This window comes from Marinimicrobium sp. UBA4209, assembly GCF_002381585.1.
GTDB classification, from domain to species: Bacteria; Pseudomonadota; Gammaproteobacteria; order Pseudomonadales; family Cellvibrionaceae; genus Marinimicrobium; species Marinimicrobium koreense.
Genome location: NZ_DFTP01000059.1, coordinates 1 through 11,997 on the forward strand (window position 1 = coordinate 1; position 11,997 = coordinate 11,997).

8 protein-coding genes are annotated in these 11,997 nt (G+C 58.3%); 6 read left to right on the forward strand and 2 right to left on the reverse strand.

Going from position 1 to position 11,997, the window contains the following annotated elements:
* The first annotated feature begins 227 nt into the window (after window positions 1–227).
* A complete protein-coding gene (locus tag B3187_RS08580; protein ID WP_286805779.1) occupies window positions 228–2,165 on the forward strand; it encodes a sialate O-acetylesterase in 1,938 nt (645 codons plus the stop codon).
* Window positions 2,166–2,182: 17 nt separating this feature from the next.
* On the opposite strand, the gene B3187_RS08585 is transcribed toward B3187_RS08580, so the two are convergent.
* Window positions 2,183–2,653 (reverse strand): Lrp/AsnC family transcriptional regulator, encoded by a 471-nt coding sequence (locus B3187_RS08585; protein WP_024461789.1) that lies wholly within the window; start codon window positions 2,651–2,653, stop codon window positions 2,183–2,185.
* A 295-nt stretch (window positions 2,654–2,948) separates the two neighbouring features.
* On the opposite strand from B3187_RS08585, the gene leuA reads away from it, so the two are divergent.
* From leuA to B3187_RS08605, 4 genes are all read left to right on the forward strand, one after another.
* A complete protein-coding gene (gene leuA / locus B3187_RS08590) occupies window positions 2,949–4,616 on the forward strand; it encodes a 2-isopropylmalate synthase (RefSeq protein WP_286805781.1) in 1,668 nt (555 codons plus the stop codon).
* 281 nt (window positions 4,617–4,897) lie between these two features.
* Window positions 4,898–7,669, forward strand: coding sequence for a TonB-dependent receptor (locus tag B3187_RS08595; RefSeq protein WP_286805783.1), 2,772 nt, complete (start codon window positions 4,898–4,900; stop codon window positions 7,667–7,669).
* Window positions 7,670–7,840: 171 nt separating this feature from the next.
* The gene (locus B3187_RS08600) at window positions 7,841–9,559 is read left to right on the forward strand and encodes a sensor domain-containing diguanylate cyclase (RefSeq protein ID WP_286805784.1); all 1,719 of its coding nucleotides are present in this window, start codon (window positions 7,841–7,843) and stop codon (window positions 9,557–9,559) included.
* Between the two features lie 51 nt (window positions 9,560–9,610).
* Window positions 9,611–9,865, forward strand: coding sequence for a YidH family protein (locus B3187_RS08605; protein WP_286805786.1), 255 nt, complete (start codon window positions 9,611–9,613; stop codon window positions 9,863–9,865).
* Window positions 9,866–9,976: 111 nt separating this feature from the next.
* Here B3187_RS08605 and B3187_RS08610 read toward each other — a convergent pair whose 3' ends face one another.
* Window positions 9,977–10,900: a sugar phosphate isomerase/epimerase family protein gene (locus B3187_RS08610; RefSeq protein ID WP_286805788.1), complete on the reverse strand. Its 924-nt coding sequence runs from the start codon at window positions 10,898–10,900 to the stop codon at window positions 9,977–9,979.
* Window positions 10,901–11,057: 157 nt separating this feature from the next.
* Here B3187_RS08610 and B3187_RS08615 point away from each other — a divergent pair.
* On the forward strand, window positions 11,058–11,997 hold a 940-nt coding region (locus tag B3187_RS08615), incomplete at its 3' end, for a GMC family oxidoreductase N-terminal domain-containing protein (RefSeq protein WP_286805790.1).

The window sequence follows — 11,997 nt, forward strand, 5'->3', positions numbered from 1 at the left end:
AAAGTAATTGACGTTAGACAAAGGGTTCTAGGGAGTGAGTAAATTCGCTCCGCTTATTGTTGTCAACATGAATATAAAGTTATCCAAAAGGTGACTACGGCACTTCTTCACGCTGAGGGTTTTGAGGTGGAGTATGAGCACAGGATTGTTATAATCAGTACGACTATAACAGCCTGGTTCCTGACGTGTACCGGCGCCACCTTTAATTCAAAGAGAGTTTAATAACGATGAAATACCGGGTTGGAGCATTGATGATGGGGGCGGCGCTCAGTTGTGCCGCCGTTCAGGCCGAAGTCACCCTGCCGCGCTTGATCAGCGATGGCATGGTACTTCAACGAGACACGGAAATCCGGGTATGGGGTTGGGCCGATCCGGACGAGGCAGTGAGTGTTCACTTTCAGGGTTTCACGTGGCAAACCGTGACCGCCGATGACGGGCGCTGGCAGCTGACCTTGCCAGAAATGAAAGCCGGCGGCCCCTATGAGCTGACGGTTAAAGGTGAGAACACCCTTACCCTGGAGAATGTTCTGGTGGGGGACGTGTGGCTCGCCTCCGGTCAGTCCAATATGGAGCTGACCATGGCCCGGACCAAACCGCTTTACGCCGAGGAAATGGCCGAAGCCAATTATCCCGAGATCCGCTTTTTTGAAGTCCCTGACCGCTATCAATTCAAACACCCCGAGCCGGACCTGGACGGTGGTGAATGGCTGTCGGTGACTCCCGAAACCCTGCCGGGTATTTCCGCGGTGGGGTACTTTTTCGCCAAGGACCTGCATCAGCAATACGACGTGCCGGTGGGTGTGATCAATGCCGCCCTGGGGGGATCACCGTCGGAAGCCTGGTTGAGTGAGTCCGCCCTGAAAGCCTTCCCGCACCACCTGGAAGAGGCCAAGCGCTGGCGGGATGATGACTTGATTGAGCAGGTGAGCTCGGCGGATAGCGCTCGGGGTCAACAGTGGCGTGAGCGTCGGGACGAACTGGACCCCGGCTTCAAGAACGGCGAGGCCCTCTGGGCCAAGCCGGAGGTTGATGACAGCGACTGGGAAACGGTGACACTGCCCGGTTCCTGGGGGGAAGAGGGCAAGGCCAACGGTGTCTGGTGGCTGCGCAAAACCATCACTCTGCCGGAAGACTGGGCCGGTAAAGCGGCCTTTCTGGAAGTGGGCCGCCTGGTGGACGCGGATGTGACCTACCTGAATGGAGAGCGCGTCGGACAAACCGGCTACCAATACCCGCCGCGCTGGTACGAGGTGCCCGAAGGCCTGCTCAAGGCGGGTGAAAATGTATTGACCGTGCGCCTGACCAGTGAGAATGGTCGACCGGGTTTTGTGGAAGACAAGCCCTATGAGCTGCGTCGGGAGGATGAAGCCTTCGATCTGACCGGTGAGTGGAAGGTCAAGCAGGGTGCGCAATTGGACAACCTGGATCCGCCCACCTTCATCCGCTGGAAACCCATGGGGTTGTACAACGGCATGATTGCACCGCTGACCGATTATGCCATCAAGGGCGTCATCTGGTACCAGGGCGAATCCAATGTTGGTCGCGAGGCGGAGTACAACGAATCCTTCCCGGCGGTGATCAACGAGTGGCGTCGCCAGTGGGCGCAGCCCGATCAGCCGTTCATTTTTGTGCAGCTGGCCAACTACCTGAAAACCCGGGATGAGCCGGTGGACAGCGACTGGGCCCGCCTGCGCGAAGCCCAACTGAATACCTTGCGTGTCCCCCACACCGGTATGGCGGTGGCCATAGACGTCGGCGAGTGGAACGATATTCACCCGCTGGATAAGCAGACCGTGGGTGAACGGCTGGCCCTGGCCGCGCAGGCGGTGGTTTATGATGAAGACCTGGTGGCCTTTGGTCCGATCTATACCGGGATGGAAGTGGATGGACGCCAGGTCCGCCTGAGCTTTGAGCATACCGGCTCGGGGCTGGCCTCCTGTAACGGTAAACCCTTGGCCGAATTTGCCATCGCCGGCGAAGACCGCGATTTTGTCTGGGCCGATGCGCGCATCGAAGGCGATTCCGTGGTGGTACAGAGCGCTGAAGTTCGCCGGCCGACGGCGGTACGCTATGCCTGGGCGGACAACCCGGATCAGGCCAACCTGTGCAATCGCGAGGGCCTGCCGGCGACTCCCTTCCGGACCGACGACTGGCCTCGGAAGTGATTGCTCACTATCATTAATCAGTCGACGGGGAGGGCGGTGCTGTTAATCGGACTTTTCAATACGAAGGACGAATGCACACCGCTCACCCCCTCGATCCGGGTCAGCTTCTGCAACAGAAACTGCTGATAGGCATCCATATCCCGCACAATCACCTTGAGCAGGTAGTCGGCAGACTGGCCGGTGATCAGGTGACATTCGAGCACTTCCGGATAAGTCGCAATCGTATCTTCAAAGGCGCTGAACCGGTCCGGGGTGTGCTTGTCCATGCTGATTTCAATAAACGCCATCAGGTTCAGCCCCAACTTGCGGGCGTTCAACAGCGCCACATAGCCATCGATCAGTCCGTCTTCCTCCATCTGTTTCACCCGGCGTAGGCAGGGGGAGGGTGAAAGGCTGATGGCTTCGGCCAGTTCCTGGTTGGTAATCCGCCCCCGATGCTGCAGGGTGTCGAGGATCATGCGGTCGTAACGATCGAGTTTAGTGGTCATGGGGATACAATATTCTGATTACGGTTAAATTGTTGGCATAAATTGCCAATACCGGCGTTATCTGAGTCATCTTAGCAATTTATTGGCGGCCTGTAAGCCATATACTATCCCCAATGCCTGATAACGGATGAGCGGCGGGCCACAAGCCCACCCCGGGGATGTCTCTCACTGCTACCCGCAGCGTTCTGCTCCCCACTGAACAGCCTACCCGGCTGAACGTCACCGCTCTCCTCGGGCAACCTTTTAAACCCATGTTTGTGCCTTAAACCGAAGTTTGTGCCAACGGAGCCGAGCCATGATTGCCAACCCCGCCAAGAAATACCGTCGTTTCGAGCCCATTCAGCTCCCGGACCGTCAGTGGCCCAACAAGGTCATTGATCAGGCGCCGATCTGGATGAGCACCGACCTGCGCGATGGCAATCAGGCCCTGATCGATCCGATGAATGTGGACACCAAGTTGCGCCTGTTCAAAGCCCTGGTGTCGATCGGCTTCAAGGAAATTGAAGTGGGCTTTCCGTCGGCCTCCGACACCGATTTCAACTTTGTACGTCGCCTGATCGAGGAAGATCACATTCCCGATGACGTCACTGTCGAGGTGCTCACCCAGGCGCGCCAGGATCTGATCGCCCGCACCGTGGAATCGCTCAAAGGCGCGCGCCGGGCCATCGTGCATATGTACAACCCCGTGGCGCCGGCGTTCCGCCGGATCGTCTACAAGACCGACAAGGCCGGCGTCAAAGAGATTGCCGAGCGCGGCACCCGCTGGGTGAAAGAGCTCACCGAAGCTCAACCGGGCACCGAATGGGTGTACCAGTATTCGCCGGAAGTGTTCTCCAGCACCGAAGTGGAGTTCGCCAAAGAGGTGTGCGATGCGGTCTCGGCCATCTGGCAGCCGACACCCGAACGCAAGATGATTTTCAACCTGCCGGCGACCGTGGAAATGTCCACGCCCAACACTTACGCCGACCAGATCGAGTGGATGCACCGCAACCTCAACAATCGCGAGAGCATCATTCTGAGTGTGCACCCGCACAACGATCGGGGTACCGCCGTGGCGGCCGCCGAGCTGGCGGTGATGGCCGGGGCTGACCGGGTAGAAGGTTGTCTGTTCGGCAACGGCGAACGCACCGGTAATGTGGATCTGGTGACCCTGGCCATGAACCTCTACTCTCAGGGCGTTCACCCGGGTCTGGATTTCACCGACATTGATCAGATCCGCCAGTTGGCCGAAGAGTGCACCCAGCTTCCGGTTCATCCGCGCCATCCCTATGCGGGTGAGTTGGTGTTCACCGCCTTTTCCGGCTCACACCAGGATGCAATCAAGAAGGGCTTTGCGGTGCAGGACCCGGAGGGCTATTGGGAAGTCCCTTATCTGCCCATTGACCCGGCGGACCTCAACCGCAGCTACGATGCCGTGGTGCGGGTGAACAGTCAGTCCGGCAAGGGCGGTGTCAGCTTCCTGCTTCAGCAGCAGGCCGGTTATGAATTGCCCCGTCGTCTGCAGATCGAGTTCAGTGGCGTGGTCCAGAAAGTCAGTGACACCTCGGGCAAAGAGGTCGCCAGTGGCGATATCTACAAATTGTTTGATCAGGAGTATCTGCAGGTCAACGCGCCTTATGTGTACACCAGCAGTCGGGTCAGTGATGGCGAAGACGGCGTGGTGAACACCCTGATCCTGGGCAAGTTCCAGGGCCAGGAAGTGGAGTTGACCGGTACCGGCAATGGCCCGATTGATGCCGCCGCCAAGGCCCTGGGTGAGCACGCCGGTCAGACCATTACGGTGGTGGATTACCACGAGCACGGCCTGGGAGCCGGCTCCGATGTGGCGGCGGTATGCTATGTCGAAGTGAAAGTGGGTGATCACAAGCCGGTGTTTGGCGTCGGGCAGGATAAGAACATTGTCGCGGCCGCCATCAAAGCGCTGATCAATGGTGTGAACCGGGATCTGGGAATGAGCGCCTAAGATCGATCGGCGTTCTTCTTACACCACTAGCAACACCCGTAAAGCCAGGTTGAAATAACGGCCTGGCTTTTTTATGCCTTTGGCATTTATAAAATGCTGTTACATGCGCCAAAATGCCTTAGTAGCCGTATTTTGTGACTTAACTCAAGTAAAGTCGTCTATTTTGCGTCGAACCCTTTACCCCATGTAACACCTGTGCCATTATTTGATTGCGCAACCATTGAGTTGCCATTCCAATACAAGAACCCTGTTCTAACAATAAACATTGAGGGAGTTTGAGAATGAAAGTATTCCACCTGAGCCCGCTCGCCCTGGCGCTCGCTGCTGCTGCCATGCCCGCTGCCCACGCCCAAGACGAAGGTGCTGGCGCCCTGGAAGAGGTGGTGGTCACCGGCTTCCGCCAGAGTCTGGAACGCGCGCTGGACATCAAACGCGATTCCGCCAACAACGTCGAAACCATTGTCGCTGAAGACATGGGTAAAATGCCCGACCTCAACCTGGCCGAGTCCCTGCAACGGGTCCCCGGTGTGGCCATCACCCGCGAGGGCGGTGAAGGTCGCAGCATCACCGTGCGCGGCCTGAGCCCGGATTTCACCCGCAGTACCCTGAACGGTATGGAAGTACCCGGCAGTGCCGGCGGCCTGGACTCCTCCGGCGGCGTCAACCGCGGCCGCTCCATGGACTTCAACATCTTCGCCTCGGAACTGTTCAACCGCATCGACATTCACAAGTCGCCCAAGGCGTCGGTGGAAGAGGGCGGTCTGGCCAGTACCGTGGAGCTGTTTACCGCCAAGCCGTTTGATAACCCCGGCCTGAACGCCAGCGTCAGCGGCCAGTTCACCGTGGATAACGTCGCCGACGAAGCCGACCCGCGATTCGCCGCGCTGGTGAGCAACACCTTTATGGACGACACCGTCGGGGTGCTGTTTTCGGTGGCCCATTCAACCCGCACCGTGCGTCAGGAAGGTTTCGGCACCGTGCGCTATACCTCGCCGTTTGCCAACGGCCAGAGCTGGGCGGACACCAGTGGTACCACCATCAACGGCACGCCCGACCCGGATACCAACCACCCCGAATACACTCAAGGTGACGATCCGCTCGACTACATGTGGACCCCGCGCCTGCCCCGGATGGACTACTTCGGCAACACCCAGGATCGCACCGGTGTGACCGCCGCCTTCCAGTTCCGCCCCAATGATCGCCTGGAATTGGGTCTGGACATCGTCGGTTCCGAGCTGTCGAACGACCGCGAGTCCTACAACTACTTCGCCCAGTTCCGGAACACCTTCGATGAAATCACACCCACCAGTGTGACCCTGGATGCCGCCGGCCGTCAGATCGTGGCCGGTACCTTCCAGAACGTGACCCCGCGTTCGGAAAGCCGCGGCCAGTTCTCGGAAACCACTTTCCTGCAGACCGTGTTCTCCGGTAAGTACGATCTGAGCGATCGCACCGAACTGAGCTTCATGCTGGGTAACGCCAACTCCGAGCACGATGAAGAACAGTACCGCTTCAACCTGACCGCCTCGGAAGGTCACGACTTCAGCTTCGACTTCGGTGCGGATTCCGACATTGCGGAAATGAGCTACGGGTTCGATATTCTGGAACCGTCGAACTACTTCTTCTCCGGCCCGACGCTGCGCAAAGACGTGGTGGATCGTGACAACACCACCTTCCGCCTGGATCTGGAAACCGAGCAGGGCGGCGCCGTGTTCAAAACCGGTTTTATCTACAACGACCGGGAAGTGGACTCTCTGCGCTACAACCCGACCGAAGGCACCATCGATGCACCGGATGAAGTGACCTCGGATCTGGCCACCTCACTGACCGGTATCGGTATCGATGACTTTGCCAGCGGCCTGGATGCGCCCGGCGGCTTTCCCCGCGACTTCCTGATCGCCCACTTCGACAACACCATTGCCGCCTACGGTGCGGGTCAATTCACCCCGGTGCCGGTCGACGCCTCCTCCTGGAACGTACAGGAAGAGACCATGGGCCTGTACGGTGAAGTGGACTTTGAAACCAGCGTGTTTGACCGTCCCTTCCGGGTAAACACCGGCCTGCGTATCGCCCGGACGTTCATGACCTCCAGCGGTGCTACCGAAGATCCGGTCACCGGTGAGGCGATCCTGCTGTCCGAGGACAACGCCTACACCGACGTGCTGCCCTCGACCAACATCGTGTGGGAAATTGAAGAAGACCTGCTGTTGCGCGCCAACATCTCCCGCAACATCACCCGTCCGGGACTGGGCAGCCTGTCACCCACCGTGACCGGCGTAACCCCGATCAACGGCAACATCAGCCGCGGTAATCCGAACCTCGACCCGATGCGCGCCAGCGCCGTGGATCTGGGCCTGGAGTGGTACTTCGACAGCGAAGCGCTGCTGGCGGTGACCCTGTTCCACAAAGACATCGAAAGCTTCATCAGCGGTGACGAAGTGGAAGGACCGCTCACCCCGGAGCTGCGCCAGATCGTGTCCAACTACCCGGCCTACGACCCGGATTCTCCGCTGTTTGAGCCCAACGCGGTGGATATCAACGGCTCGGCCTGGTTTACCTCCCAGCCGGTCAACGGCGATGGCGCTCAGCTCGATGGGGTGGAGATCGCGTATCAGCAGCCGTTCACCTTCCTGCCGGCACCGTTCGACAACCTGGGTATGATTGCCAACTACACCTACGTGAGCTCCGAGGCGAACTTCGGTTCGGTGGTGAGCACGTTGCCGGGCCTGTCGGAAGAAAGCTACAACTTCACGCTGTACTACGAGACCGATCGCTACGGCATCCGTGGCTCCATCAACGGCCGGGATGACTACATCACCAGCCCGAATGGCAGCAACGGCAACGCCCAGGAAGCGACCACCGGTCCAACCCGTCTGGACATGTCGGCGTTCTACAACATCACCGATGACCTGAAGGTGACGTTGGAAGGCATCAACATGACCAACGAGACCGAGCGGTTGTACACCACCGGTCCGCTGGGCGACATGAACCTGGTGCGTGAGTACAACACCACTGGCCGAGAGGTTTACCTCGGCCTGCGTTACACCTACTGACCCTCGACGGCTCGCGCTTGCGAGCCGGGCTGTAGCTGATGAGCGCCACCCACTGGGGTGGCGCTTTTTTTTCGCCTATACTCCCGGTATCGGCACTGCGAACCTGGCCCCTGAATGATTACAGACCGTACTACGACAACCGTGGCAACGCTCGGGCCGCGGGCGCTTCTTTTGTTGCTTGTCCTGCTGCTGGTCAGCACGGCAACCCACGCTCGGGAGCCTGTCATTGAGCTTGAGGGGCTTACTCAACAGTCTCTGGTGGATCAAGTCGAATTTCGGTCTGCGGCACCGGATTTGACCTTTCAGGAGGTCCGAACCGGCGCGGGGTTCCGGCCGTTGCGCCGGGCCGACATCAATCAGGGGATATCGGGCCAGGCCTACTGGTTACGCACCCGGTTGGTTAACTCTCACAATAAGTCCGTTTCCTGGATTCTGGTCCACAAGACGTCCTACCTAGATCACATCGAGCTTTATACTCGTGATACAGCCGATTCGAAGTTCGAGCAAGCGCACCTGTCCGACCGGGTCTCTTTTCATGAACGCCCGATTGATTACCGCACCCTGGCGTTTCCAGGTCAAACAGCGGGTGAGAGTTACACGGATATTTATTTGAAGGTCTATTACGACAAGCCGGACTCGGTCAGTCTTCAGTTTACCCTGTATTCTCCGGAAGCATTCACTCAGGCGGTACAGTACGAAAATCTATGGTTTGGTGCCTATTACGGCGCCCTGGCCGTAATGTTGTTTCTTGCCTTGATCATTGGAACCCTGCTGCGTCGCCCCAGCGTTTTCATCTATGCGGCATTGCTACTGGCCACGGGCTGGAAGTGGACGCTGTTGAACGGCTTTGGCTTTCAATACCTCTGGCCCAACAGTGTTTATGGACACAACGAAGGCTTCCATATCGCGTTCTTATTGTTCGCACTTTGCGCGACCCAGTTCTCCAAGTCATTTCTGAATACCCGTGTTCATTTCCCGCTGGACCATCGTCTTTTACAGGTAATCCAGTTTGTGGCTCTGGTGGGGATTGCTGTGCGCCTGATGGGCGCCTACGAGCCGGCGTTACACATCGCGTTTATCACCCTGGCAGTGATTGCATTCGTGCTGCCAGTCATCGGTGCTCACGCGTGGTATAGCGGCCTGCGGTACGCGCGCTGGTATTTTCTCGCCTGGCTGCTGTATTGCGTCAGCTTGCTTCTGACGCTGGCCAGTGCTTACCTGAGCATTGTTCCCAATGGTATGTACGCACTGATACTGTTGCAGGTCGGAAGCCTGCTTGAGGCGGTATTTCTGACCGTCGCGTTAACAGAGCGTCTCCTGAATCTCGAAACTGAACGGCGCAAGGCGTTGGCGCTGGCCAATCAGGACCCACTGACTGGTCTGGGTAACCGACGGCTGTTACAGAGTGAGTACGAAGGCTTTATCGAGAGCGGTTCCGCCCACCGAAAACCCATGTACCTGATCATGATCGACCTGGATTATTTCAAACAGATCAATGATCAATACGGCCACGATGCTGGAGACCAGGTGCTGAGAGAAGTGGCCCGATTACTTAGGGCGCATTGCCGGGACACCGATGTCTGCATCCGCTACGGTGGTGAGGAGTTCGCCTTGTTGGTGCGAACCGACGGAGTACAGTCGGCACGCGCTATTGCCGAGCGTATCCGGGAAGAGTTTGCCCGAACACCGACCCTCTACGAGGGGCACTCCATCGCACACACACTCAGTTGTGGTGTGACCCCGGTGCAACGTCATGGCCAGGCGCTGAGCGTCAATGAAATGATGAAACACGCCGATCAGGCGCTGTATGAAGGCAAAGCGGCAGGACGCAATTGCACGGTCATCTATCGTGACAGCCTGTCGAATCCCTCATTACAGACTATTCAATGAGACCCTGAGCCATGACTGACTATCTGCGAGAAACCCCTATGGAGGTTCTTAGTGAGTGATACCGATCTGCGCGACCACCTTGCGGTTGAGCGCACCCACCTGGCCAACGAGCGTACCCTGCTGTCCTACATACGCACGGCGCTGTCCGTCATCATCGGTGGTGGTGTGGTACTGCAGTTTCTACCGGAACAACCGGTTCTGAACGTGCTGGCCTGGGTCGCCATTTTTGGTGGATTGGTCATGGCGGGGATTGGCGTCTACCGTTTTCTCAAGGTCCGCCGCGAGATTCCCAGGGTACAGTCCTAAGGACGACAGTCGTGATTTTAAGTTTTTAGCCGAGCTCAGTGTTGAGGTTCAGGAGGTCAAAAAGTAAAAGTTGGGCCATAAAAACTAGGAGTTTCTATGGCCCAACGAAAATCAACCAGCCTTGATAGACCGCAACAAATCCCGCGTCAGAATAATCCCTTCCGCTTCCGAGTGCTTATCGCCCTCGTACTCAACGCCCACCCAGCCGCTGTAACCCACGGCCATGACGATATCCATCATCCGGTGAAAGTCGATGCTGGTTTCATTACCCTGAGCATCAAAGGCATAGCTCTTCGCGCTCACCGCTTTGGCATAAGGCATCAGCTCGCGCACGCCCTGATACTTGTCGTAGCTCTCGCCGGTCTCGCGATTGATGGTGAAGTTGCCGAAATCCGGTAGGGTGCCCACCCGTGGGTGGTTGGCGGTTTCCATCACCTGGCTCAGCCAACGGGCGTTGGAGGACAGGCCGCCGTGGTTTTCCACCAGTACGTTCAGGCCCAGGGGTTCGCAGTACTCCGCCAGCTTGACCAGGCCGTCGGCCGCGCGCTCGCGCTGTTCGTCGTAACTGCCCTGGCTTTGGGCGTTTACCCGGATGGAATGGCAACCCAGGGCGTGGGCGGCGTCGGCCCATTTTTTGTGGTTGTCCACAGTCTGTTTCCGATCGGCTTCGGTGGGGGCACCCAAGGCGCCTTCGCCGTCGATCATGATCAACAGGCTGCGCACGCCCTCATTGTCCGCCCGCTGGCGCAGGTCCTGGACCAGGGCGTCGGAGAGGTTGTCCTTGTAGAACTGATTGACGTACTCGACACCGCCAATCTCGAATTCCTGCCGGGTAATGGCCGCGAAGTCCATGGGGTTGGCGTCTCCGCTGAAGAAGCGGCGGTGCAGGGACCACTGCGCCAGGGAAATATCGAAGGTATTGCGCTTGCCGATCAGGCTGCCACATCCGGGCAGAGTAGAGGCCGCCGCCACGGCGGCACCGAGGGTGGCGGCGCCTTTCAGGAAATGGCGTCGTCCTAGCGGTATCCGGTCCATAAGTCCTCACTTTATTGTCGATTTTGAATGGTTGGGTCAGTCTAGCGAGCATTTTTTGACCGTGCAACCGGTTTCATTTGTTGCACAGGTGGGTAATAATGGCTCGCCAGTGGGGGCAGTGTACCCCGAAATTGATCAATAACGATAAGGTGTGGTTATGGCGACAACCAAGGTCAGCGCGACCATTCTGGGAGCGGGCAAGCAATCGCATACCTACGATGCCATCGTCATCGGCTCCGGTATTTCCGGGGGTTGGGCGGCCAAGGAGCTGTGTGAGCAGGGCCTGCGGACGCTGGTATTGGAGCGGGGCGGGCACATCGAGCACATTGAAGATTACCCCACCGCCCACAAAGAGGCCTGGGACCTGCCCCTGTTCGGGGAGATGTCCGCGGAGTTCAGAGCCGCCAACCCGGTGTTGTCGCGCTGCTACGCGGTCAATCAGGCGACCGCCCATCACTTTGTCAAAGACGCCGAGCACCCCTACCAGCAAAGCAAACCCTTTGACTGGATTCGCGGTTATCAGGTCGGTGGCAAGTCGCTGATGTGGGCTCGCTGGGTGCAGCGCTGGAGCGATTTCGACTTTGAGAGCAACGCCCGCAACGGCGTCGGTGTGGACTGGCCCATCCGCTATCAGGACCTTGCCCCCTGGTACAGCCACGTGGAAAAGTTTGCCGGTATCAGTGGCAACCGCGACGGCCTGCCGCAGATTCCCGATGGGGAGTTCCTGCCACCGATGGAAATGAATGCGGTGGAGAAACACTTCAAGCAGTCCATCGAAAGCCAGTTCCCCAATCGCCATCTGGTGATGTCCCGCACCGCCAACCTGTCGCAACATCACAATGGACGCGGGCCCTGCATGTACCGGGCCCGTTGCGCCCGGGGCTGCCCGTTTACCGGTTATTTCAGCAGCAACGGGGTAACCCTGCCGGCTGCCGCGGCCACCGGCAACCTGACCATGCGTCCACACTCGGTGGTGCACTCCATCATTTACGACGAGCAGAAACAGCGTGCCACTGGCGTCCGGGTGATCGATGCCGAAACCAAGGCGGTGACCGAATATTTCGCGCGCATCATTTTCGTTAATGCGAGCACCCTGA